Origin of the sequence: Paenibacillus sp. FSL M8-0142 (assembly GCF_038597315.1) — a bacterium.
Lineage (GTDB): Bacteria > Bacillota > Bacilli > Paenibacillales > Paenibacillaceae > Paenibacillus_AQ > Paenibacillus_AQ lactis.
In genome coordinates, this window is the sequence record NZ_CP152008.1 from 3,206,213 (window position 1) to 3,231,417 (window position 25,205).

The 25,205-nt window shown below is 48.3% G+C and carries 20 protein-coding genes, 1 pseudogene and 1 other annotated feature; of the genes and pseudogenes, 14 read left to right on the forward strand and 7 right to left on the reverse strand.

The window, feature by feature from the left end; all coding sequences use genetic code 11:
- Position 1 precedes the first annotated feature (1 nt).
- The 8 genes from NSQ46_RS14915 to NSQ46_RS14950 all read left to right on the forward strand — a co-directional run bounded on the left by NSQ46_RS14915 (position 2) and on the right by NSQ46_RS14950 (position 7,636).
- Positions 2-778 carry an ABC transporter permease gene (locus tag NSQ46_RS14915; protein ID WP_007128139.1) on the forward strand — a complete coding sequence of 259 codons (777 nt, stop codon included), beginning with the start codon at positions 2-4 and terminating at the stop codon, positions 776-778.
- A 40-nt stretch (positions 779-818) separates the two neighbouring features.
- Positions 819-1,835, forward strand: a complete 1,017-nt coding sequence (locus NSQ46_RS14920) for an ABC transporter substrate-binding protein (RefSeq protein WP_007128138.1) — start codon at positions 819-821, stop codon at positions 1,833-1,835.
- A gap of 22 nt (positions 1,836-1,857) precedes the next feature.
- Positions 1,858-2,631, forward strand: a complete 774-nt coding sequence (locus NSQ46_RS14925; RefSeq protein ID WP_007128137.1) for an ABC transporter ATP-binding protein — start codon at positions 1,858-1,860, stop codon at positions 2,629-2,631.
- 40 nt (positions 2,632-2,671) lie between these two features.
- Positions 2,672-3,523 carry a sulfurtransferase gene (locus tag NSQ46_RS14930; protein ID WP_007128136.1) on the forward strand — a complete coding sequence of 284 codons (852 nt, stop codon included), beginning with the start codon at positions 2,672-2,674 and terminating at the stop codon, positions 3,521-3,523.
- 436 nt (positions 3,524-3,959) lie between these two features.
- On the forward strand, positions 3,960-4,370 hold the full coding sequence (locus tag NSQ46_RS14935) for a DoxX family protein (RefSeq protein WP_007128135.1): 411 nt from the start codon (positions 3,960-3,962) through the stop codon (positions 4,368-4,370).
- A 217-nt stretch (positions 4,371-4,587) separates the two neighbouring features.
- Positions 4,588-5,439, forward strand: a complete 852-nt coding sequence (locus NSQ46_RS14940) for a copper amine oxidase N-terminal domain-containing protein (protein ID WP_342576931.1) — start codon at positions 4,588-4,590, stop codon at positions 5,437-5,439.
- Positions 5,440-5,844: 405 nt separating this feature from the next.
- A complete protein-coding gene (gene vat(I), locus NSQ46_RS14945; RefSeq protein ID WP_341033304.1) occupies positions 5,845-6,474 on the forward strand; it encodes a streptogramin A O-acetyltransferase Vat(I) in 630 nt (209 codons plus the stop codon).
- 46 nt (positions 6,475-6,520) lie between these two features.
- Entirely contained in the window at positions 6,521-7,636 is a 1,116-nt protein-coding gene (locus tag NSQ46_RS14950) for a hypothetical protein (RefSeq protein ID WP_213615693.1), read from the forward strand.
- A gap of 33 nt (positions 7,637-7,669) precedes the next feature.
- Here NSQ46_RS14950 and NSQ46_RS14955 read toward each other — a convergent pair whose 3' ends face one another.
- Positions 7,670-8,638 (reverse strand): bile acid:sodium symporter family protein, encoded by a 969-nt coding sequence (locus NSQ46_RS14955; protein ID WP_251534754.1) that lies wholly within the window; start codon positions 8,636-8,638, stop codon positions 7,670-7,672.
- Between the two features lie 232 nt (positions 8,639-8,870).
- On the opposite strand from NSQ46_RS14955, the gene NSQ46_RS14960 reads away from it, so the two are divergent.
- The 3 genes from NSQ46_RS14960 (at position 8,871) to NSQ46_RS14970 (ending at position 12,715) form a co-directional block, all read left to right on the forward strand.
- Positions 8,871-9,323: a hypothetical protein gene (locus NSQ46_RS14960; protein ID WP_007128130.1), complete on the forward strand. Its 453-nt coding sequence runs from the start codon at positions 8,871-8,873 to the stop codon at positions 9,321-9,323.
- A gap of 80 nt (positions 9,324-9,403) precedes the next feature.
- Positions 9,404-9,645, forward strand: a binding site (T-box leader).
- A 45-nt stretch (positions 9,646-9,690) separates the two neighbouring features.
- The gene (gltX, locus tag NSQ46_RS14965) at positions 9,691-11,358 is read left to right on the forward strand and encodes a glutamate--tRNA ligase (RefSeq protein ID WP_342576932.1); all 1,668 of its coding nucleotides are present in this window, start codon (positions 9,691-9,693) and stop codon (positions 11,356-11,358) included.
- Between the two features lie 250 nt (positions 11,359-11,608).
- A complete protein-coding gene (locus tag NSQ46_RS14970; protein ID WP_232239421.1) occupies positions 11,609-12,715 on the forward strand; it encodes an alpha/beta hydrolase in 1,107 nt (368 codons plus the stop codon).
- A gap of 93 nt (positions 12,716-12,808) precedes the next feature.
- Here the strand turns inward: NSQ46_RS14970 and NSQ46_RS14975 are convergent, their stop codons facing one another.
- Complete coding sequence (locus NSQ46_RS14975) at positions 12,809-14,299, reverse strand: glycoside hydrolase family 43 protein (RefSeq protein ID WP_028406862.1); 1,491 nt, start codon at positions 14,297-14,299, stop codon at positions 12,809-12,811.
- Between the two features lie 173 nt (positions 14,300-14,472).
- Between NSQ46_RS14975 and NSQ46_RS14980 the strand changes: the two genes are divergently transcribed.
- Positions 14,473-15,426 (forward strand): ArsR family transcriptional regulator, encoded by a 954-nt coding sequence (locus NSQ46_RS14980; protein ID WP_051425220.1) that lies wholly within the window; start codon positions 14,473-14,475, stop codon positions 15,424-15,426.
- 149 nt (positions 15,427-15,575) lie between these two features.
- Here the strand turns inward: NSQ46_RS14980 and NSQ46_RS14985 are convergent, their stop codons facing one another.
- From NSQ46_RS14985 to NSQ46_RS14995, 3 genes are all read right to left on the reverse strand, one after another.
- On the reverse strand, positions 15,576-16,862 hold the full coding sequence (locus NSQ46_RS14985) for a glycoside hydrolase family 27 protein (protein WP_342576933.1): 1,287 nt from the start codon (positions 16,860-16,862) through the stop codon (positions 15,576-15,578).
- A gap of 108 nt (positions 16,863-16,970) precedes the next feature.
- On the reverse strand, positions 16,971-17,852 hold the full coding sequence (locus NSQ46_RS14990; protein ID WP_341341951.1) for an AraC family transcriptional regulator: 882 nt from the start codon (positions 17,850-17,852) through the stop codon (positions 16,971-16,973).
- Positions 17,853-18,266: 414 nt separating this feature from the next.
- Entirely contained in the window at positions 18,267-19,307 is a 1,041-nt protein-coding gene (locus NSQ46_RS14995) for an NAD(P)-dependent alcohol dehydrogenase (RefSeq protein WP_213615683.1), read from the reverse strand.
- Between the two features lie 211 nt (positions 19,308-19,518).
- On the opposite strand from NSQ46_RS14995, the gene NSQ46_RS15000 reads away from it, so the two are divergent.
- Positions 19,519-20,064 (forward strand): TetR-like C-terminal domain-containing protein, encoded by a 546-nt coding sequence (locus NSQ46_RS15000; protein ID WP_007128120.1) that lies wholly within the window; start codon positions 19,519-19,521, stop codon positions 20,062-20,064.
- Between the two features lie 353 nt (positions 20,065-20,417).
- Here NSQ46_RS15000 and NSQ46_RS15005 read toward each other — a convergent pair whose 3' ends face one another.
- Positions 20,418-23,222: a CARDB domain-containing protein gene (locus NSQ46_RS15005; RefSeq protein ID WP_210094838.1), complete on the reverse strand. Its 2,805-nt coding sequence runs from the start codon at positions 23,220-23,222 to the stop codon at positions 20,418-20,420.
- A 16-nt stretch (positions 23,223-23,238) separates the two neighbouring features.
- Positions 23,239-24,972, reverse strand: coding sequence for an SBBP repeat-containing protein (locus tag NSQ46_RS15010; RefSeq protein ID WP_210094839.1), 1,734 nt, complete (start codon positions 24,970-24,972; stop codon positions 23,239-23,241).
- Positions 24,973-25,099: 127 nt separating this feature from the next.
- Here NSQ46_RS15010 and NSQ46_RS15015 point away from each other — a divergent pair.
- Positions 25,100-25,189 (forward strand): annotated as a pseudogene (locus NSQ46_RS15015) (ABC transporter permease); the annotation flags it as partial.
- Positions 25,190-25,205: the final 16 nt, after the last annotated feature.

The following is a 25,205-nucleotide window of genomic DNA, read 5'->3' on the forward strand; positions in this document are numbered from 1 at the left end:
GATGAAAGCAAGGAAAGCCAAGAATAAGAAGATGATCTGGGCGGGACAAACCGGCTTGCTGCTGGTCATATTGGGGATCTGCGAGCTTCTGGTTCGTACGGAGACCATCAGCAGCTTGTATTTGCCTGCACCTTCCCAGGTATTTCGAGAGCTGTTCAAGCTGTTCGGCGACGGGGAAATCTGGAGGCATCTGTACGTTACATTGGCCGAGTTCGCTGTAGGCTACGGCTTAGCCGCCTTTGGCGGTTTGGCCGTCGGCATGGCTCTGGTGCTGATCCCTTGGGCAGAGCAATTCTTCCGACCGTATCTCTCGGCATTGATGGCAATTCCGAAGGTCACGATCGTGCCTTTGCTTGCGCTTTGGCTCGGGATCGGGATCACGCATAAAATTTCCATTGTGTTCCTGTTCTGTTTCTTTACGATTACGGTCAATACGATGACCGGGATCAAGCAGACGGCGGATAATCATCTGAAGGTCGCCAAAGTATTTGAGGCTACGCGTTACCAAACGATCATGAAGGTGATTTTGCCATCTGCCGCACCCACGATTTTTGCCGGTCTTCGATTATCGGCGGCAACCGGATTAGTCGGAGCTCTGTTTGGGGAGATGCTCGCCTCGAAGGATGGCCTTGGCAACATACTTGTGAAGGCCACGTCGCTGTACAATACGGCCCAGGCTTTTGCTATCGTAGCGCTCGTTACCGTCGTGTCCGTACTCATCATTGCATTGATCGATTGGTTGGAACGCAGCGTGTTTTTGAAATGGAAATCGTCATAGATCATCAAAAATGTGCTTACTTACAGGGGGAGAGGTCCACATGTTCAGAAGAGGATTACGTTCATACATAATTGCGTTTGCAGTGATATGGCTGATCGCCATGACGGCAGGCTGCGCAAGCGGTCCAAACAGCGGAAATGGAGCGGCTGCGTCCGGTGGGGATGGAGAAAGCGCGGCAGGCAGCAAGCTCGAGAAGATCCGCTACGCACCGCTTAGCGGCGTCAGCGGATTAGCGGTGTCCTTCGGGGCCGAAAAGGGTTTCTTTGAAGAGGAAGGACTCGATGTCGAGTTTATCTCTACCAAGGATCCGATTGCAGGCTTGACCAGCAAGGACATTGACGTGGTGGACGTTGCTACAACGACGGCGATTGTAGCTGCAGGCAAAGGCGCACCTGTCAAAATCGTCTCCTCCATGTTTCGGACCAAAGGACCGTTCTACCTGATCGCCTCGCCGGAGATCCAGAACGTGGAAGACCTGAAGGGCAAGAAGGTGGGGATTGCCGTGTTTGGCAGCGGGCTGGAGGTGTATACGCAGTTTATCCTGAAGGAACACGGATTGACGCCAAACGATGTGACCTTCATTGCCAACAGCACGCATCAGGCCGCTTACGCGAGTTTGGAGACCGGACAGGTCGACGCAACCATCATCCATGAGCCGTTCGCGTCCCTGGCGGAGAAGCAGGGAAAAGGTCATATCATCGCAACAGGCTGGGACTATCTGCCGACCTTCCACACCGGGGTGCTGGCAGCACGCGACGGCATTTTGGAAGAAAAGCCGGAGTTGGTTGAGAAACTGCTGCGGGCCTACTTCAAATCGCAGGAATATGCTAAAAGCCATCCGGACGAGTATAAGGCTTACTATCTGAAAAATATCGAGATCGATCCCGAGGTGCTGGATCTGGCGCTAAAGCGTGAAGAGGTGCTGTGGGAGAACAATCCGGACGTTGACATCAACGCGCTGAACGACACCCAGCAAATTCAGAAGGATTTGGGCTTCCAGGACGAGATTTACGAGCTGGAGGACATTCTAGATTTGAGGTTTATTCCGAAAAAATAAAGTTATGGCAGGAGGCTTGCATATGGCCGGCTTTACGGTGGAGAATGTCTCGAAGGTGTATGACGGCGATCTTCCTACGGTATCGCTACAACATATCAACCTGGAGGTTAGGGACGGCGAATTCCTGTGCATCCTTGGTCCGAGCGGCTGCGGGAAGAGCACGCTGCTGGAGCTGCTGGCGGGTTTGCAGCTTCCGACGGAAGGCGAAATTCGACTGGATGGCGCGAAGGTACAGGGCCCCTCGCGGAGCTCAGGCGTTGTATTCCAGGATGCATCCCTGTACCCATGGCGGACGATATCGCAGAACGTGGGTCTCGGCCTGGAGCTGGGCGGCATGAGAAAGGCGGAGCGGCAGGCGCTTGTAGACAAATACCTGAGCATGGTCGGCCTGCAGGGATTCGGTTCGAAATACCCTCATCATCTATCCGGAGGCATGCGGCAGCGTGCAGGGATCGCAAGGGCGCTCGTGAGCAGTCCGAACATCCTCTTGATGGACGAGCCTTTCGGGGCAGTGGATCATCTTACCCGCCTACAGCTTCAGAATGACCTGCTCCGCATATGGCAAGAGGAGAGGAAGACGGTTGTATTTGTTACGCATGACGTATCCGAAGCCGTCTTTCTTGCGGACAGGGTTGTCTTGTTGTCCCCGCGTCCAGGTCGCATTCATCATATTTTTGACGTTTCCCAAGAGCGTCCGCGGAAGCGGGAGGATGCCCGCCTTCTAAAGATTCAGAACGACATCTATTCCGCGATTTATGACGTGAAGACGGAAGCAGATTTGGAATTTACGATTTAAACGGCAACATTAGCTTGAATTTAGAAGGGATGAGGAGCTTGTGTCAAATGTCGTGAGTAAAGAATGGGTGCTCGAGCAGCTGCGATCCGATCCGCGTGGAGTGATCGTTGCGGATGTACGCTTTCGTCCGGATGATACGGGTTACGGTTTCGAAGCCTATCAGCGCGAGCATCTGCCCGGTGCCGTATTCGTTGATTTGAAAAAGGATTTAATGGATCCTCCAAGGGAGCACGGCGGCCGGAGTCCGCTTCCGCCACCGGAGGAGCTGGCCCGGCGACTCGGGAAGCTTGGGATCGATGCGGATACGCCTGTCGTTGTCTATGACGATGACCTTCGACCTGAAGCTGCGAGGCTATGGTGGGTTTTGAAATACCTGGGCCACGAATCGGCATATATTTTGGATGGAGGGTTCGCAGGCTGGAAGTCGGCCGGATATCCGCTTACACCGGCGATTAGCCATTCAGCCCCGCGTGTTTTCCGCGCAAATGTACGGAAGGATTGGCTGGCTGACGTGGACGAGGTGAGAGCAAAGATTGGTGCAGGCGGTATAACCCTGCTCGATTCAAGGGACTGGAAACAGTACACGGGAGAAACGGCGCCGCTGGACCCGGTGGCCGGCCATATCCCGGGGGCGGTGCACGCTTTCTGGAAGGACGGGGTCGACGAGGATGGGACCATGAAGGGGGCTGAGCTGCAAAAGGAGCGTTTTGCCGCGATACCTCCCGAGCATGAAGTGATCGTGTATTGCGGCTCGGGACTTTCGGCTTGTCCCAATGTCCTGGCTTTGCAGGAAGCCGGATACCGTAAGGTAAAATTGTATGCAGGCAGTTGGAGCGACTGGATTAGTTATGAGGAGAATGAGATTGCCGTAGGAGCAGCTGCAGAGGGCTGAATATGCCTGATATAAGATATGTCTCGCAGCTTTCCTATTCCTAGAGGTAAAGTTATCGATGATACATTTTAATTGAAGTTTTAAGCGCATTAGAATGAGCATTAGGATGGCAATGCATTGAGGAGCCGATGGCCAGTTTAGCAACTGCAACCGTAGCTTCATTTGACTAGTACATATAGCCCTAGTACCACGTTGAGCGCAGGATAAAATCCTGCGCTCATTCTTTTTTGGGTTACCTACAAGGACTTGACTAGCCTTATCTCCCGGACCGACCTTCCCGTCCCATTCGGTGCTTAAAAAGGGCGTTGACACGACACCAAAAGGTGACCTATAATCAAACAGACACCAAATGGTGTCTTAATAAGAGCAATCCATTTGAGCTGACTGGATTCTTGAGTATGTTAAGTTGAACCACATGATATGGAGGAGGAAACAGATGAACACGGTGATTGGTAAGAAAACAAACGCAAGGAGCATGACCAAAAGAAATAAAATGATCTATTGGATTGCTACCGCTTGGCTTGCACTAGGAATGCTTTCAGCGGGGATTGTTCAACTCATGAAAATGGATGCCGAAGTGGAGATGATGAAGCATTTAGGCTACCCTTCCTATTTTCTCATTATCCTTGGCGTTTCTAAAATTTTGGGCGTGATTGCAATTTTAATCCCTAAATTTCCTCTGCTTAAAGAATGGGCTTACGCCGGTTTTTTCTTTACAATGTCAGGAGCCATCATTTCACATATTGGATTAGGCGATTCATTTGGCGAGATCTATCAGTCGTTATTGCTTTTCATCCTAACCGGTGTCTCCTGGTATTTCAGACCTGAGGATCGAAAGGCCAAATAGGCATCTGAGGTTCCCGGACTTACATAAGCGAAAACGCAAGCGCATAACCCGAACAACAACCCAATGGCTTCGATGGTGTTTTTTGTCCCGTTATATTTTCGTCCAAAAGTCATTCTTCTGTATGATGGCTTTTGATATGCAAGCAACTTTTATGAACCTAAAAGCGTTTCTATTATAGCCATAAAAAATACAATTAGTGGGAGAGATCACTGTGAAGATGAAGCACTGGAAACATGCAGCTGCCGCTATATTTCTTATCTCCGTGCTTTTGCCTATGGGAGCTCAAGAATCTCATGCTGCCTCCAAGTACGTTGTGCTGGAGCTGCAATGGGAAGATGGTCGTACCTCGCGTATAAAGACGCTTAAGAAGGACGGAGTGACTTACGGAAGCTTTTACTCGTTGGGTAACATGGCACGTCTGCATTCGGGGATGGAACAAGACAATACGGTGGTGCTCAAGTCGGATCAGAAACGCATTGCTATACGTATGGGAAGCAGCATTGCTGAAGTCGATGGTCGTAAAGTGGATATGGGCAGAGAACCTGTACGGTATATGAGTCACCTTTATGTACCGATTCGGTTCCTCGCGGCAGCTTTGGATGGGGAAGTGACCAATCGGGACGCCAAGACGGGAAAAGTAACCGTGACGGGCCTCAATAATTACACGGATATCTTCTATGGCGGCGGCAAGATGGGATACAGTTATACGATTCGGGCAGCAAAAGGAGATCTGGAAATTACGAATGCGTACACGAATCAAAAAACTACAATTCCGCTAGGCATGAAAGACATTAATGCGAATACGCATAATCTTACCCAAAACTTCAATTGGACTCCTAAGGGTCTGCTTATTGTAACGATTGAATACACGAATCGAGAGACCAAAGAATATGATCTGTATACGCTAATATTTAAAAATCAAGGATTGATTCGTAAATCCATTGCCCATGGATTATTGGAGAGGCATGAAACCTTAAAGCCGGACGGTACCATTCAACTCATTGATGATCACAATATCCGTATGATCGAAGATGAGAGCGGCAATGTGCTGAACGTGTTTGCCCGATAAACGGTACAGCGAACTTGTGTAAGGCAAGTCGAAGGTACCAGAGTTTCTCGATTGTCTAACGATTGGGGAACGCAATTGGTAAAAAAGAGAGTTGATTCGACCTTTAGGGGTATGGTAAATTTATCTTATTCAGTAAAGAAAGGGTGACCACAAGCCGATGATTTACTAATCCTATCCACCAAAGGAAACTATGTTTTCAGGTTTTCGGGATAGGATTCGTGCGGGCTTTTTTATATAACCATAAAGAGCGACTGCTTGTTTTGGCTTGCAGGACGTCTTTTTGTTTGTATATGTGCCTCCTATCCGATGACCGGAAAGGGGGCTTTTTGTTGTGCGGCCGATTATGATGTTAAAGATATTAGCGTTCCAGCCGGATCAATTGACAAGAGAAGGGATGATGTAACCATGACAGGACCGAATCCAAATGAGAGATATCCAATACCCGGGGATAAGAATCTCCAGTTTATTAAGAACACGATTACCAAACCGAATATTACCGCAGGGGATTATTCCTATTACTATGCGTTAAACGGTGAATCCTTCGAGGATCAAGTATTGTACCATTACGAGTTCATTGGAACGAAATTAATAATAGGCAAGTTTTGCTCAATCGCTTCTGAAGCCCGATTTATGATGGATGGAGGAAACCATCGGATGGATGGTTCAACCTTTCCATTTAACATCTTCGGAAACGGTTGGGAGACATTCACTCCATCTTTAGATCAATTGCCGATCAAGGGAGATACGGTCATTGGAAATGACGTATGGATCGGAAGGCGGGCAACGATCATGCCGGGTGTACGGATCGGAGACGGGGCTATCATTGCCGCAGAAGCTGTCGTTGTAAAGGATGTGGAGCCTTATACGATCGTTGGAGGGAATCCTGCAAGGGAAATTCGCAAGCGGTATTCCACCGAAGTCATTCAAGAGTTATTAGAGATCAAGTGGTGGGATTGCGACATCGAAGTAATCAATCAATATATAGGCGCGATTGTAAGCGGTGATATGGATTTGCTCAGAAAAATGAGACGGTAGGCTTCATGATTGGATTGGGGGACACGATACACAAGGAGGTTATTAGATGGTTGATGTTTTTGCCGTAGCCGATATCATCGTCAAGCATATTAAGACCCATTACCCGCAGGATGTTGCGATTGTCGGATATTACGGATCCTATTTGCAGGGAAGGGCGACAGAGCGGTCGGATTTAGACTTTTTCTTTATTCCGGCCACACCTAGAGGAAAACAAGTGGAATTACAGTTTATTATCGACGGGATTAGTTTTGATTTTTGGCCGATCGGATGGGATCGTGCTGAAAGAATGTCAACCTCTGAAGACTGGAGCACGACCATTATCGCGGATTGTGAACTCTTGTATGTGCGTTCAGAAGAAGACCTTGCGAGGTTCATGAAACTGCGCAGGACGATATCCTCTATGCGGGAGCCGTCCAACACATTAACATTCATTAACAGGGCTGAGGGTGTCGTCCGTGATTGTTTTACTGGCCTTGTGAAGTTCCAGCTTGCCGGTGAAGCCATGGATTTATCCTTTAGTCGGATATTGGCACATGAAATTGCCGCTAGCATTTTTAAAGCTCTTGCATTGTTAAACCAAACTTACTATACACGCATGTGGGGCCATTATCGCGAGCAAGTCAGAGACCTCCTAATTAAGCCAGACGAACTGGATCTCTGCCTTGATACAATGATGTTCAGCCAATCAATAGAGGAAATCAAGTCTGCTTGCGAGAAACTGACTTTAGACACGCTTTATCTCATTACAGAACAAAGAAATAAACTCAAAGGATTGCGTTCATACCAAGCTTGGATGAAGGGATACTACGAAGAGGAGAAAGGAATGCTTAACAAACTCCTCACCGCTTGCGAAAAAGGCCACTATGAAACCGCATTTTTCGTTGCTGCAGGTATACAGGATAGCTTGGCACGCATGTTGTACGCAGCCGAAACGGGACGCTGGCCGGGTATGTTCGATTTGGGCGAATATCGGGAAATTTACCATCGCTTCGGCTATCCGGATCTCACAGCGCTTCTGGATCCCAAAGATTTCGAACCATTGCGAATAGCTGTCCTGCAGATGATCGAACAATTAGAGAATCACCTTAGAATAGAAGGTGTGGCTTTGAATCAGTTCGACTCGGTTGCTGAATTCGAATCATTTTATGTGAACAGGGTTTGATTCATGTCTTAGGTCTGAGTCCGACCCGTTCGCCTAAGCTGCATTCGCTTTATTGGAACCTTGCCGCGGCTCCAAGCGCCGACCAATCAGATAGCCAATCATCGAAGCCATCATTTGCTGAAAAATCATCCCAAGGATGACCGGAACTGCAACTGGGGGAGGGAAATAGGTAACAGCCAGTACGGCTCCTGCGCTAATATTTCGCATCCCTCCGTTGAACATGAGAGCTACCTGATCAGCTTTATTCCATCTCAGCAAGCGGGAGCTCAGATAACATAACAGATACCCTGTGGCGGCTAGCAGAATAATGACAAGGGCCATTAAGACAAGCTGCCAGTCAATATTCATTAAATAAGGGGCAACAACGGAGCCGTTTATGGCTACCACAATAGCCATGAACAGCTTTGAGATGGGATTCAGCCTGGGTCCCCAAACCGGTGCGATGGCACCTTTGGTCCATTCATTCAATAGCATGCCGAGGAGGGAGGGAACCACGATCATCCAGAACAAGCTGCCCATCATGGCTGCCGAATCCAGATGAATGCTCGTACCGAGCAGAAGTGACATGATTCCCGGAACGATAAAGGGCGCAAGCAGTGTATCAATCAGAATGATGCTCAACGTAAGCGCGATGTTGCCGCGATAGATCGACACCCAGACGAAGCTCGATATCCCCGTGGGGATCGCGGCAGCCAGCACCATTCCTGTAATGGTATATGCATCTGTCGGATAAACGATATGGCCGAGTCCCAGAGCAACAAGAGGCATGGCAAGATGCAAGATGAACAGACATACAAAGAGAGGAAGCGGCTTGCGAAGAACTCCGACTAAATCCCGGAAGCTGAGGCTGATACTGCCTGAAAACGTCATAAAAGCAAACAGCCACGGGGACAGAAAGGTATAAGGAGAGAGCCAGCTACCGCAGAGCACGCCAAGCAGAATGCTCGAGGGTGTAATCAGGGGCATAATCCGATTCAAGTGTTGATTCAGAACCTGTAGCATAGAAGTAGACATCCTTTTACCATATGATGTTCTATTATACATCTTTAATAGAGTCAGGCGTTCGTTTTTATGGGAAACGATACACATTCGACTTCCTTTCCTCCGCTAATTTCATTCATGATCGTAATATGATGCTGTAGATTGAGCTCTCAATCCGTCTTGAGGCGGTTTTGCAGTAAACCCTCATTCAAGTAACATAACGATAACAACCAAATGGAAGGAATGTGTATTGATGAATAAGAGGATTCCATCTGATATTAAAAAGTCTTATTTGTTGTGGCTTGTTGCAGTTGGAGCGGGGGTATTCGAGATGGCTATAGCTGTGACTCAAATGCTATCAAGCGGATCAGAAGCCGGGATGGGCATTATGATTCAAGTGGGAATCAGAAGCCTTATTTTTGCCGCACTCGTATATGTTATTGTTAAAATGCAACGAGGAAAACAGTGGGCCCGGATCGTCTTAACCATTCTTCTAGGGGGGATTGGAACGGTTAGCTTATTAATGGACCCAATCCAATGGTTAATGGAAGGAAATTCGCTGGATACGGCCTTAACGGGGATGACGGTATCCTCCACTTTGTTTGGAATAAGTCGAATCGTTCATTTGGCCTCTGTAATTGCTGCATTAATCTTTATGTATCGGCCGTCAGCGAATAAATACTTCAGTTCTTTCGCAGGTGCATAGTTAACGGTCACAGATTCGAATCGATTCTTGACAACGTGGTCATCATAAATTATTGTATTAGCAATGACATCCACATATTGTAAAATGCAGGGAAGAGGAAGAGTAGTTAATCCCTCGAATCTTAGAGAGCCCATGCCGGTGAGAATGGGTATTCGAGCTTAATGAAGGAAGCCTTGGAGCAGTAGACCGAAAATAACGGGAGTAGGTCTATCGGGGATTTCCCGTTAACGAAATATGCGGCAACATCATGGATTGCTGCATAATGAGCGGGTGTATAACCAATTTAGGTGGTAACGCGGAAGCAAAGCCTTTCGTCCTTTAACAGGATGAGGGGCTTTTTTTTATTGAACCATGAGGGGGATAAAAGATGTCAAATGAGAATATGGCAGAACTGTTGTTTCCGGATGTCAAGCAGTTACCAACAGATATGGACTCCCTATATCCGCCGAGAAATCTGCCTGCATCGGCTATGGTGACGCGTTTTGCACCGAGCCCAACGGGTTCATTGAATATTGGCGGGCTTTACGCAGCTCTCATATCGGAACGATTAGCTCACCAAAGCAATGGAGTTTTTATCCTGCGGATCGAAGACACCGATAAGAAACGAGAAGTACAGGGCAGCGTGGAAGACATGATCCATTCATTGTTATCCTTCGGGATTCATTTTGATGAGGGACCTGATCTTTCAGGTGTCGATCAAGGGGCATACGGACCTTATAAACAGAGCGAGCGTATCCAAATTTATAAGGTTTTTATGAAGCACTTGGTGCGGCATGGATTGGCTTATCCTTGCTTCTGTGATCCGGGTGATTTACAAAAGATAAGAATAACCCAGCAAAAGTTAAAAGTAACAACAGGATATTATGGCAGCTGGGCTAAACATCGGGATCTCACCTGTGAGCAAGCCAAAGAGGAGATTGTAAAGGGCAAATCGTTTGTGCTCCGGCTTCGATCTTCAGGTTCACTAGACAGGAGGATCATGTACAATGATTTGGTGAAAGGCCCGATAGAGTTACCCGAAAATGAGCAGGATATTGTGATCATGAAAACGGATGGTTTACCAACCTATCACTTTGCTCATGCCATCGATGATTATCTGATGGGTACAACCCATGTCATTCGGGGCGATGAATGGCTTTCCTCAGTCCCTGTCCACATTCAGCTGTTTGAAACCCTGGGATTTAGAGCACCGGAATATGGACATATTGCTCCAATCATGAAGCAAGTCGGAGCTTCTAAACGGAAGTTCAGTAAACGTAAGGATCTTGATGGTACCTCTGCGTATTACCAAGAACAAGGATACCCCGGATTTGCAATAAGCGAATACTTTATGACTCTCATTAATTCTGACTTTGAAGAATGGAGGAAGGGGAACCCGCATGCCTCATTTAGAGACTTTTCAATCGATACGGACAAAATGAATGCCAGCGGTGCCTTGTTAGACATGAATAAACTTAGCGATATCAGCAAGGATGTGATCTCAAAGCTTACGGGTAAACAAATGTTTGACCATTTGTCCACTTGGTCTAAGGAATTTGATCCCGAGCTATACACATTAATCGAGAAGAACCAGGAATACACCGTTCAAATTCTAAACATTGGTCGAACCATCGAGAAGCCAAGAAAGGATTATGCCAAGTGGTCAGATGTGAAGACCATGATTGCATTCTTCTATGACGAATGGTTTGAGAAGGATGTCTTGAGCGGCTATAAGTTACCTGCCAATGTGAGTTTCGATGCTGCGAAAGAAATTGTACGAGGTTTCAGCAAATCGTATAGGTTTAATCATGACAAGGATGGGTTCGAAACCTTGAAAGAGCTTGCTGCTGAACTCGGATATGCAAAAGATATGAAACAATATAAAGCCGATCCTAACCGGTACAAGGGGCATGTCGGTGATGTCGCGATGGTCATTAGGGTCGTTTTAACCAATAGAACCAATACTCCTGATTTGTTTGAAATGATGAAAGTCATGGGCGAGAATCGGGTTCTTGCACGAATGCAGAGATTTATGTTGTCATCGGAGTTTAAATGAAAATGACCGGTCGAGCCGCCGGTCATTTTCATTTGGGATGGGATGTCAGGCCGGGCAGGATGTTAACTCGGAATGACATTTGATGTTACGGATGGTTGGTAGATTATCCGAATGAGAAGAGTATAATGCGAAATAGATTACTGGCTTTTGGTGATGAGGTTTGGCGAAATGCCTTGGTGAAGATAAATTTATGATATTTATATAGGACATGTAAGCCAAGCTAAAGTAAGTTCGTTGGAGGAGCAGAAGAGTGATACATAGTAAAATAAGAGGCTCAATTCAAAAAACCAAGACAAAATTTAGAGTGCTGAAAATTATTTTACTAGTGATTGCGATCATTACGGCTATCACCGCAATAGCTCTTGGTATTTATGCGTATCAAAATATGAACTATGATAAGAAACCGTTAAAGGAAACATTTCGTGCCGGTTATGTAGAAAAGCAAGTGACTCTTGATGATGGAACGATATTAAATTACGCGGAAGGACCGGCTCATGGACCTCCTCTTCTGTTAATACACGGGCAGTCCATGCAGTGGGAGGATTATTCAAGAGTGCTTCCGGAGCTCGCGCAGTATTATCATGTATATGCAATTGACTGTCACGGGCATGGAGATTCCAGTCATGATGCTTCAAAGTATACGGCTGCTGCTATGGGAAAGGACTTTGTTTGGTTTATTGAAAATGTCATTGGTGAACGGGCTGTGCTATCAGGCCATTCTTCCGGGGGCATCTTAGCCGCATGGATTGCAGCTAATGCACCGGAGGTTGTGCAAGGCATCGTTTTGGAAGACCCGCCATTTTTTAGTGTGGAGCCCCATGAAATGAAGGATACATTTGTCTGGCTTGATAGCTTTGAACTCATACATAACTTTAACAATCAATCCGTCGTAGATGATTATGTCGTGTACTATATGGAAAACAGTTATTTATGGGGAAAGTTTGGTGATTTAAGAAAGCTTACTGCCAAGAGTACGAAGCAGTACCGGGAATCACATCCTGGAGAGCCGTTGAAATTGTGGTACGTCCCCTATAAATGGATACATGGAACCCTTTATTTAGATCATTTTGACCTCGATTTTGCCGAAACTTTTTATACGGGTGATTGGTTTAAAGGATTTAATCAGGAGGAAACCTTGTCCAAAATAAACGCTCCTTCTGTTTATATTAAGGCAGCCACACAATATGGCGAAGATGGAGTCCTTTATGCAGCTAACAGTGATGAGGATGCTGAAAAGGTACATCGCCTTCTAAAAGGGAGCGAGATGATCACCATAAAATCCGGGCATGATATTCATTTTGAGAAGCCGGATGAATTTATAACGATTATGGTTGATTTTTTGAAGAAAATAGAATAAGCCATGGTAAATATGAATATGAAAGCCGGTACCCAGGTTAATCCTGAGTAACCGGCTCTCTATTTGTCTAGACAAACCGATCAGGTGGAGCTTTTAAAAATAATCGCAAGTAAACCTTGAAAATTCGGCCATGGAGCCTTCTCCAAAGGCATATAAACCGATGAGTACGCCTGTAAATCCTCCCGCAACCTCAGAGGAAAGGTATCTGGTTTGCGCCGTTCCTAATTGTATCTCCTTGCCGTTAGCGTGAATGAAGAAGCTGTAGCGCTCATGACTTGCCCGTATTTTCAAAGTTGCATGGTTGACATTCCCCAGCTCTACTTCAGATTCAATGGATTTAATATCACCGATATTCAGCCGCTCGATCACTTTATAATTGTTATCCTCTTTACTTAAGGCTAAATCGTAATGATGATGTTCATCCATATAGAGCGTGATGCCGGCTTCTCCGCTTGTAAGCTGCACATCGCATGAGATTTCAGCGTTGAAGTCTCTTTGACGAATGCCGATAAAAGTCGGGGACTCCGGCACATCCAAACTCACTGCGGTCCCTTTTAGCTGTGCTTTATCGATTTCTAACCGATAGTTCTCAACAGCGGGATGGCGCAGGAAGCACCAGTCCAGATTCCAATCCGTGTTCTCGAACGTAAAGGTTTTTTTCTCCCGCTGGATGACATGACTGGAGATCCGATCGGTTTCAAAACTCGTAAGGACGGTGCCGTTATGTCCTGCCGTAAACCAGCCATCCTCGCCAAACGTTACCGGCGTAAGGAAAACTTCGCGGCCTAGATGATGATAGGTAAGCCATTGGCCGATTTGACGGAAACCCAGGTGGAGCATCCACCAATTTCCGTCGTTATCTTGAATCAGATCGCCATGGCCAACTCCCTGCAGCTCATAACCACCCAGATTGCGATTGGTCAATACGGGATTGTTCGGATAGGCTTCGAACGGGCCAGAGATCGAATCCGCCCGTGCATAAGTCACCATATGTCCGTATTCTGTGCCGCCTTCAGCCGCCATGAGGTAATACCGGCCGTTTATTTTATACATATGAGGGCTTTCCGAATAGAGTCCGCCTGTCCCTTGCCATATGGAACGACTCGGCGACAGCTTGTCGCCCGTTTCAATATCAATTTCACACTGAACGATTCCGCCAATCCCGTTATCGTCCTTCCCGTTGCTCATAAAGAACACTTTTCCGTCTTCAAAATACAAATCGGGATCGATCCCCCCTTGATCTACATGAATCGGTTCGGACCATTCACCGTAAATATCGTCCGTCCATACATAGAAGTTTTGACGTGTAGTGTCGTTGGTCGTGGTCATATAGAATCTTCCGTTGTGATGCCGGATCGTAGGGGCGAAGACGCCGCCGGAACTGCTTACCTTGCCGAGCTGAACTTGACTCTCTCTGGTTAGGCAATGACCGATTTGCTTCCAGTTGATCAGGTCCTTGCTCTCGAAAATCGGAACACCGGGGAAGTATTGAAAGGAACTGCATACTAGATAATATGTATCTTCAACTTTGCATACACTGGGGTCAGGATAGAAGCCTTTGATGACCGGGTTATTGTATTTCATTGGGGCACCTCTTTCATAAATTCACATGTATATAAATCTAACAGGATGAGCAGCTAATGAAATTAAACACCATGGATTAAAGTCTTGCAATGGATTCGGTTTGAAGATGCATGTTAAATCCATTAAATTAATATATATGTGAATCCAATAGAAGCGGTGAGGAGATTATGATGATCATCAAAGCAGACGGGGAACCGAAATTTATGCCGTTGTATGAAGCTTTAGCCAGCGAGGTCAGATGGAGCATCATGAGCCTCATTGCCGATCACGAGATGAATGTGAAGGATATTGCCAATCGATTGGAACTCAGTCCATCTATCGTCACCATGCATATCCGAAAACTCGAACAAGCCGGACTCATCGGAAGTCGGAGGGTCCGGCAGGGCGGGGGGACGCACAAAATGTGTTTTCTCAAACAAAAAACCATCGAGATTGAGCTGCCTTTTGCCAGCGAGCCCGCGAGAATCAGAGAGCAGCGGATCTCAGTCGGTCATTACACCGCTTTTGAGGTCCATCCGACTTGCGGGCTAGGTACACGCGAGAAAGAAATCGGAGTTTGGGACGATCCGCGCTACTTTCTAGATCCCGAACGGGTACACGCCGCCATTCTGTGGTTTGGCTGGGGTTTTGTAGAATACAAAATGCCTAACTTTTTGCTGGCTGATCAAACCGCGGAAGCGATTGAAATCTCCATGGAGATTGCTTCGGAAGCTCCAGGCTTAAGAGATTATTGGCCATCGGATATTGAATTCACCTTCAACGGGATCTCCCTTGGCACATGGACGAGTCCGGCTGATTTCGGAAGAGCGGCCCGGGGGAGATTTACACCTGAATGGTGGCATCGAAACGTGAATCAATACGGGTTATTGAAGACGATTCGGATTGATGCATCGGGTACGTACATGGATCAAGAACGGATGTCGGAGGTGACCCTGGGGGATCTCAAGCTGTGGGAACCGTTCTGGACACTTCGCTTCGCGGTGGATGAGCATGCGGTTAATGTAGGGGGATTGACGCTCTACGGAGCCGGATTCGGCAATCACGATCAAGACATCGTGATTCGTGCATACCTTAACGATGACCATAAAATCAGCAACAGGACGGGAGTTATGCTTGAATATCGTTGAGACTTAGAGGATAAAAAGAGATCCGTCTCATCGCGGACGGATCTCTTGGTTAAAAAATTGAAAGGATAACTTCGGAACATCAGCAGCCTGATACCGCAATGAAGCTATCGATGAACGCGGTCTGGCTCATTGAAGAATACGTCGTGATGCTATGAATAAAAGAACCGATAAAGGCGTACCCCATGTGGCGGCACCGTGGCCTGCAGCACATCTGACGCAAGCTCGGCTGGCGCTCCGCTCCACAGCTCGGTGCCTGAGGCTGCGCCCGTCAGGCCGATCCGTTCAAGGATCAGATTCAATGGCAGCGGGTTCTCTCCAATGTTGAATACGGCCGCATATCGGGAGCCCTCCGGCTCTTCGGATGTCCAGACTATGAGATCGCCCTCACTTAATGCTTCCTTCGCGCCGCGGCTCTCCCGGTGCATGCGCAGAACCTCTCGGTTAGTAAGCAGCGACAACGTCCAGTCGTCGCAATCCCGCAACTCGCCGCCGAATATAAGTGGCGAGCGGAAAATGCTCCATAGCGACATCATGGTCAACTGTTCGTCGCGCGTGAAGCGGGTCCAGCGGTCTGATCCCCCGCCATCCACCGAGCGAATGCCGATGTGACCGAGCGGCAGCATGTCGCAGTCCGGCCAGCAGCCACCTTGAGGAACGCCTTGCCATGCCCGGCAGCGGTCAAACATATCAAGCAAGAGCGGCCACCGGTCCCAGAAGTCGTCCGTGATTCCCCACATGTTGGCATGCTCGGCGAAGAACGGCGAATATTCCACTGGAGCAGGGCCAGGGGATAGACTAAGCACCATAGGCCGGCCGCATCGCTCGATCGCTTTAGAGATCATGGCGATCTCCGGCTGATGGGTATCGTACAGTTTGGAAGCTGCGATATCGTCAACCTTCACCAGGTCTACGCCCCATTCTGCATACAATTCAAAGAGCGAATCGTAGTAGGCCTGTGCTCCTTCCTTGGAGGCATCCACGCCGTACATATCCGTATTCCATGGGCAGATCGAATTCGTATGCGCAATATCACGTGCCGTTGCCGTCGTCCCCAGAATCGGAGCGGCCGCGTGAACAGCCTGCCGGGGAATGCCGCGCATGATGTGAATGCCGAATTGCAGTCCAAGACTGTGTACATAATCGGCTAACGGTTTGAAGCCTTGACCGCCAGCAGCGGAGGGGAACCGATTCTCGGCAGGCATGAGCCGGGAATATCCATCCATTACGAGCGGAACAAACGGACGGTACTGCGAAGAATTCGCATAGGGCTCGTACCACTGGATATCAACGGTGATGTAGCTCCAGCCGAATGCCTTTAGATGCTTCGCCATGTATTCCGCATTGCCTCGAATCTCGTCTTCCGTTACGGCCGCGCCGTAGCAGTCCCAACTGTTCCAGCCAAGCGGCGGTGTAGGTGCTGCAAGCTTATGATCCATGTCCAAGCTCCTTTACTGATTCATTATTGCTCTTTCCATGTTCATCATAATAAAGGAGCCTAGCCACATCTATAGTAATTTTGAAGACTCGATAGCAGAATATTGCGGTTAATCGAAGAACAGCTTACGATAAGCAAGGCTGTCGACTCCGCTTCGAAATTCTCCCGGCGTGAGCCCCGTCAAGTTGCGAAACGATTTAATGAAATAACTACCGCTGGAATAACCAATCCGCTCGGCGATGGTCTCCAGGCTAAGGCCGGTTCCCCGAAGCAGCTCCATGGCTTTTTCGGTGCGGATACGAGTTAAGTAAGCGCCGGGCGTCATGCCCGTGCTTGCGGAAAACCGGCGGATCAAATGGTATTTGGATAGGGATACTTGCTCAGAAAGCTGGTCAATGCTGATCATCCGTGAATAGTTGAGCTCGATGAATTCAGCTGCGCGCCTTACGTTCTCCGGCCAGTTCTCCCGGTTCCGCAGCGTTGTGACGTGCATTCTGGTCAGTTCTGTCATAAACTGATAGACGCAAGACGACGCGATCAGGGGATCGGAGATTCGGCCTGCTCCCGCATCGGCCACAATGATGCGAGATAAGCGGACTGGCGCACTATCTACAGGCAGATAAGGGACTTCCCCGGCCTCGCGCAGGAATCTGCGCCAATGGGGGAGAATGAGATTGGGCCGGAACAGCAAGAAGATGAATTCCCAAGGCTCGTTCGACTCCGCGGGGTAATAGTAGCGATGGGGGCCCGGAATTTCGGCGAGAAAAGCCTGTCCGGCGGTGACGCGGTGCGTCCGGTTCCCGGATTCATATACGCCTTCGCCAGAGAGGGTATATTGGAACAGCAGGAGAGGGCCATCGGCCCGCTCAAGTCCGTCCCAGCGATAAGAAGAAGTTGTGATCGAATCATAGCCGGCAGCAAATAATACGCACAACTGGAGCTCCTTATCTTCGGCGAACCGAAAGCCGTAAGTACCCTTGGGAATGTCCATAATCGTCCTCCTCGCAGGGATGATGCAATAATAGTTAGAGCGGTGTGTAAAGAATTTGATCCGCGTCCGGATTGAATTGTATAACGATCTTGATTCAGTATAAAATCCTGTCGGATTTGGATTAAACTTTACCTCAAATGCGATTATATAATAAATGATAAATGTCGAGAAAGCAGGGCGATGGACAGCGCTTCATTTTTGGCGGTAATTGGGGTATAAGCAGGTATGAATGGCTGGTCACCAAATGGGGCCGGCCGTTTTTAAACATGGAAGGTACGAAAATGCTGCGTACCAAGAACGTTGCAACATTGAAGTCTCTAAATACCTCCTGTCTTCAAACAAAATGCCCCCAAGAAGCTTGGGGGCATTTTTAATAATAAGGATATGAGAGAGTTAAGTTAACACATCCATTTCTCACATCGTGCTAATGTCAATGACGAATCGATACTTTACGTCTGAAGCTAATACACGTTCGTAGGCTTCATCAATTTGGTCCGCTGAGATCACTTCGATCTTAGGAGAAATGTTATGCTTGGCACAGAACTCTAACATTTCCTGAGTCTCTTGAATACCTCCAATCATTGAGCCGGCGAACGAACGGCGATGACCGATGAGCGACATTACGTTCAGCGATAACGGTTCTCCCGGTGCACCAACATTAACCAAAGTGCCGTCAAGCGTGAGCAATGAGAAATAGGCATCCATGTCGATCTTTGCGCTCACCGTGTTAATGATTAAATCGAAGGTTCCCGCAAGTTTCTCGAATGTTTCCGGGTCGCTAGTGGCGTAGTAGTGATCCGCCCCCAATTGCAACCCATCCTCTTTTTTCTTTAAGGATTGCGACAGAACGGTGACATCGGCACCCATGGCATGAGCAATTTGGACAGCCATATGGCCGAGACCGCCCATACCAAGTACAGCTACCTTCTTACCTGGACCAGCACCCCAGTGGTTGAGCGGCGAATAAGTCGTGATCCCTGCACAAAGCAATGGGGCAGCCACATCAAGCTCAATGTTATCCGGGATTCTGACTACAAAGTTCTCAGTAACAACAATGTGGGTAGAATATCCGCCTTGTGTTGGCTCGCCGTATTTATCAACGCCGGCGTAGGTGGGGATATTTCCTTTAAGACAGTATTGTTCTTCTCCTTTACGGCAGTTCTCACATTCGCCGCAGGAATCCACCATGCATCCAACCCCAACCCGGTCGCCAACCTTGTATTTTGTAACCTCTGCGCCTACACCCGTGACAATTCCCGCGATCTCGTGTCCAGGAACGAGCGGATAGTTTACAGGTCCCCATTCACCGTGAGCCGTATGGATGTCAGAATGGCAGATGCCGGCATATTTGATTTCAATCAGCACATCATGCGAATCAAGATCTCGTCTTTGGATTTCAGCAGCTCGAAACGGTTTATCTGGTCCATCTACAGCTCTTGCTTTAGCAGTAATCATGAATAAAACCTCCTATGGTATAACATGTTGAACCTCTTCTTGATCAGTAAAAACCACGACGATTGATGTATTCACGACATCTGTCTATAATTTAAAATATACGAATGTTGAAAACAAGACATATAAATCGTTAATTTTATCGATTTTATTGTTTAAACAACAAATTCATAAAAATTGTCGATGATCTTTTGAAAAGTATGAGGTGGTATACATGGCGAAGGTGGATCGGAGAATTATTAGAACTCAAGAAGCCATTAAAAAAGCATTTCTTGAATTGATGGCCGAAAAGGATTTCGACAGCATTACGATTCAGGAGATCTCGGACCGGGCAAATATTAACCGTGCGACGGTTTATCTTCATTATATGGACAAATTTGATTTGCTGGATAAGGTCATCGAAGAACACATCAAGAATATGAGCGATATTTGCGAAGCGGAAGCCGATTTGGATTGGATTGAAGGAACGGTTCACTGCATGGAATATCTTGAACGAAATTATTTATTCTTTTCAACGATGCTGGCGAGTGAAGGAGCCCGTTATTTTCGCAGCCGGTTTGTTCAACATCATATCGAGGAGTTCAAAAAAGACGTGGATATCACCAAAGGTAAAAATCTTGGTCAAAATGAAGATGTCGTTGTTGAATTTGCAGCGAATGCTTATGTTGGCGTTGTGGAATGGTGGATCAAGAATAAGATGCCCTATCCACCGCGGATAATGGCAGAAAAAGTGGGGGATTTATTAGAGAGAATTATTTAGCTGTATGGGTTCGCCGAGACGAAGAGGATTCAAAAATGGATGCATGATGAAGAGCAGAGCCGCTCAACGCGACATCCCACCGTTTTAAGCAATTGAGCCGGCTTCTTCGTACAAGCCCTCGTGCCCTGTACCAATGATATTTGCCCGACTTTATGTAAAAGCCAATAATTGCGTGCTCCCGAAGCTTCGCGTGTACCGGGGGTTATATTAGCTATAACGATGTAAGCCCTTATCTCGTGTGAGTCAAGAGCTTACATCGTTAGCAATGAGTGAGCACTCAGAATCGTTAGTAAGGTATCCAACTCATCTATATGACTCAGAGGGAGAAGAGCTGCTGGACGCTTTGGGCGAGCTTATTCCTCTTCCTCAGCAATAACCCGGACGAGCGCCGATGCATTCCTTGTCGGTCCATTGTCCGAAGTCAAAGTTACCGGGCTTGTTATAATAGTATCTTCTTCAACATCCGGCAAAATAAACGGAATACGAATATTTTCATCTGCACCGATGTCCAGTTGCTCGAGTCGTACCTGAAGGTTGAAGAGCGGTGCGGTCACTACGACATTTCGAAGGACCACATTTCCCGTATTTTGAAAGAAGATGAAGAAATGGACGAGTTCACCCGGTCTTCCTATCGGACGGTCCACCGTTTCGGTTAATATGACATTCGGCAGCAGCTCGGTTACGATATCGACCGATGCCGTCTGCAGCGGAGATTGGTTCGAGAAAAGAACAACGTTGTTCTGGAAGATCTCGCCTCCCACAGAGGTCGCAGGAATCGTAAACGGAAGCGTAAAGACCCGCGTTTCACCCGGTCCCAAGGATGGGATAACGACATTGAAACCCAGGAGAAAATCAATAACGCGCACATCCGTCAACGTTCGGTTTGGAACATCCGTCAACGTTACATTCGATACGTTTGTAACTCTGATCGTTTTATTAACTACTGATCCCGGACTGGCTGTAGGCGGATCGGCTACGACGTTAATGTCAACTAGCGTGGAAGGCAGAGCTACTACAACGCGCGTTTCGCTAAATATCGGAGAGGACACCGGATTTTCCGGCCAGCTCACGGTGACGCGGTTCGCAAATACGGTCCCCTGGAGTGCGTTTGTCGGTATTTGGAAAGTAAACATCACGACTTCTGTTGCTCCCGGCGAAATGACTGGGATCACGACCACGGTTCCGGTCAAGGAATCGACGACGGTAACGCTGGTTGCAGGATTGCTGCCGGTGTTCGTTACTTCAACCGTATAGGTTACCGTTTCACCCGTTGCGGCTACACTGCGGTCCGGCAGCTTGGTTACCGTCAGTGTCGTCGTGGCGCCGGGTATGGATACAACGACAACCTCGGCTTCAGCGGTTTGCAGCGGTGTCTGGTCTGAAACGGCCGTAAAGCTGTTCGTAATTACGCTTCCGTTCGCAGCATCAGCGGGTATCGTAAAGGAACCCGTCCGGGTAATCGTTCCGCCAGCAGGAATGAGGGGTATCGTCTCGCTTAGGCCAAGCAGCGGATCGCTCAGGACGACATTGGTCTGTGGCTCGGTAAGGGTATTTGTCACCGTAAGGGTAAACACAACCGTATCGCCCGGTGCCGCAACGGCAAGATCTGCCGTCTTGGTGAGCGCAAGCCCAATTGCCGTTACCGTAACGGTTGCCAAGACTTGCTGCGATCCGGTTTGCGTGGATTGAACGGTGAGCTCGTTCATGATATTTGATCCCGGCTCAGCATCCAGCGGGACCGTAAAAGGAATAATAAACTCGCGTCGTTCGCCGATGGCGAAACTTTCGATCGTCTCGGCAAAGCCGAGCGATGGGTCCTCAAGGACAATACTGGTTAGAGGGACATTGCCGATATTATCGATGACAATCGAGTATTGGAACGTCTGGCCCGGCATGACGGAAGTCACGGAAGGGATCTTTCGTACGCCGAGCTGCGGCGCTTCAACGACCAGTACGTCAAAGCTCGATGTGACGCTTGGTGCCTGATCACTGGTGGCCATCGCCGTATTGGTGTAGGTCTGTGAAGGTGTCTCCAGCGGTACGAGAAACGGTACCGTAAGCACTTGGGTCTCACCAATGGCGAGACTTGGCACCTGGATCTCGCTAACGATCGTATCATCGGTAATGATGATATTCGTCAAGTCGGTATTTCCCGTATTGGTAACTTCAAACGAGAATTGAATGGTTTCACCAGGTAATACCGATATACGGTCCGCGGATTTCACCAGACTGAGCCGCGGCGCAGGAAGCACCTCAACCACGGTTCCCACCGTTTGCGGTGTTGGCAGATTATCGGCCGTAATCTCGGTCCGATTTGCAATCGACAAACCAGCCGGCTGTCCGGGAGGAATTACGAAAGGCCAATCAATCGTGAAACTGGAGCCTACAGGGAGCGTGCCAATCAATTGATCCAGTCCTAGCAGCGGATCGACGATCCGGACGTTAAACAAATCCACATTCCCAAAATTGGTAAGCGTAATGGTAAACACGACGGTTTCACCGGGAGCGGCCGAAGATGGATTCACTGTTTTCGTTGCTTCGAGTATGGGATTTTCCGTAACGAAGATTTCAGCTTTTGCAATGACCGGGTCCCGTACTTGATCTGCTCTAACGAACACTTCGTTAATGATAAAGCCCGGAGGAAACTGATCTGGAACAAAGAAGGGGAGAGGAATGACGAACGCTTCAAACGGATTGAGAACAGGAAGTATATGAAAAAAACCAAGGAACGGATCTTCAATGAATACATTGGTAAGCGGAATGCTGCTTTCATTTATGACCTCTATAATAAATTCGACTACTTCTCCCGGGCGAACTTCGAATCGGGTGGCGAATTTATTAACAAATATAGTAGCTTGCTCCCCGAGCTTTGTAATAAACGCATCACTCACCCCGTTGAGGAAAGGTTGTAAGGTGAAGGAAGACACCGGATAGTCGAAGGAGAACGTTTGGCCGGTAATATAAATCTGATTATTCAAGTCCACGGCTATTCCGTTGCCGATGTCGGTCGAGCTGCCACCCAAATAGGTGGAAAATTCAAGAAACGAGCCGGTAGGATCGAGAACCGTGACGAAAGCGTCGGTGGTGCCGAAGAGGGAGAATTGAATCGCGTCACCGGTCAATGGATAATCCGTAGACGTTGTTTGTCCCGTAATCATAGCACTGCGCGCCGAATTAATGGTGATGGCAAGGCCCGTATTGGAGCCGTTCCCCCCCGATCAGCGCGGAATAGATGAGACCGGTTCCCGTGGGGTTCAGTTTTGTAACGAAAGCCCAGGCAGTCCCTAGAGGCGTGACAAACGATCCGGACGTCGTCGGAAAATCGGGAGAGGCCGATAATCCGGTAACATAAGCATTACCCGCCGTATCGATCGTAATATCACGCACAACATCGCTCAAACTGCCGCCCAGGAAAGTTCCATATACGAGCGCGGTTCCCGTTGGGTTGAGCTTCACGACAAATCCGTCGACATCGCCTTGAGTGCTTGTTTGAAACGCCCCAGGCGTTGTCGGGAAATCCGAGGCTACCGTCTGACCGGCGAGGTAAGCATTGCCGAAGTCGTCCACGGCAATACCGAAGGTGTCAGTTGTTCCCAAGTCTCCCCCCAAGTAGGTCGAGTATATCAACCCCGTTCCATCGGCATTCAATTTTGTTACGAACGAAGTTGGTGAAATGGGTTTGATAGTTCTAAGAGCACCCGGGGTCACCGGGAAATCGCTTGACATCGTGTGACCGGTCACATACGCGTTGTCAGAAGTATCGATGGCAATGTCGAATCCTGTATCTTCTGCGGAGCCTCCCAAATAGGTGGAATATACGAGCGATCCGCCATCAGGGCTTAATTTGGTTACAAACGCATTACTGCTAGTGAATACGGCCGTGGTTTGAAAAGCACCGGGGGTTGTCGGATAATCGCTGGAAAAAGTGGTGCCGGTAATGTAAGCATTCCCGGCGAAGTCAATGGCAATGCTTCTGCCCGTATCCGAAGCACTTCCTCCGATGAAGGTAGAATAGATTAAAAATGTTCCCGAAGCATCGATCTTGCTGACAAAGACGTCATCCGTTCCTTGAAACGACACCTGGAAAGCCCCTGGTGTCACGGGGAAATCGGCCGAGGCTGTAGTCCCAGTCACATAAGCCTGCTCGAATTCATCGACCACAATGTCCATGCCATCGTCAATGTCCGATCCGCCAAGATAAGTCGAATACAAGATGACCGGATCAATGACCAAGGGAAGTTCACGGTCATACGCTTCGATCATTTCGAACCCGATCCGACTCCTGCCTTCCTGTCCGGATTCCACGACATATCGGCACCCCAATTCCTTACGTACGCCGTCTACTTCCTGGTAGGCGATGGGTTTCTGATCAATAAGCGTACCATAAGGCGTGATCAAGAGCAGATTGCCTTCCTCGTCGAGTTGAACCTCGTCTGAGCCGCTGCATACCAGCTGAATATCCTCCACCCGCGCACCCGGACTTAGCAGCCAGTCAAATTTGAGCTTTCCGCCACTTCCTTGGATCACGGCGTCGATACCTGGCCATAGCTCCCGGTATGCCACTCCCCGATACGTATCGACATGCGTAATATGACGCTTTGGATCATTGCCGCGAAAATAATGAAACTTGCCCTCATCCTTTGACATCCCTTCAAGCCTGGATGTCTTCCCTGGGGATTCGAAACGCCACGCCAATACGACGCCGCTCATCGTTCGCTCCGCTTCCGTGGAATCGGACTTGTAGAGCGTCAGCAAGATTCGATCCGCCTCGAATGAACCGCGCAATCCCGAATCTTGCGCGAAATAAAGCGTGTTTGGGTCGAATTGACCGACATTTTGCGTGAACAAGAGCGGCAGCTTTCCGTAGGGAAGAATGCTTTTTCTTGAACCGGATTCTAATACGCTCAACGAAATAAACTCCTCTCAAGACATTTATCATTAGGGTATGAACATCCTGTCTGAAAGGTTCAATTGAAGACTTTCCATATGTATGGGATTATTGTTCGTCTGCGGGGATTCTGACTTGGCGTACGAAGCCGGTATACTCTTGTGGTTTGCGCTGGCCCTGACTTGGGTCGCGGCGATCGCCGGGCTATCCGGAAAATCGGTGGATGGCTCAAGCGCCTGTTGAGAAAAATTCA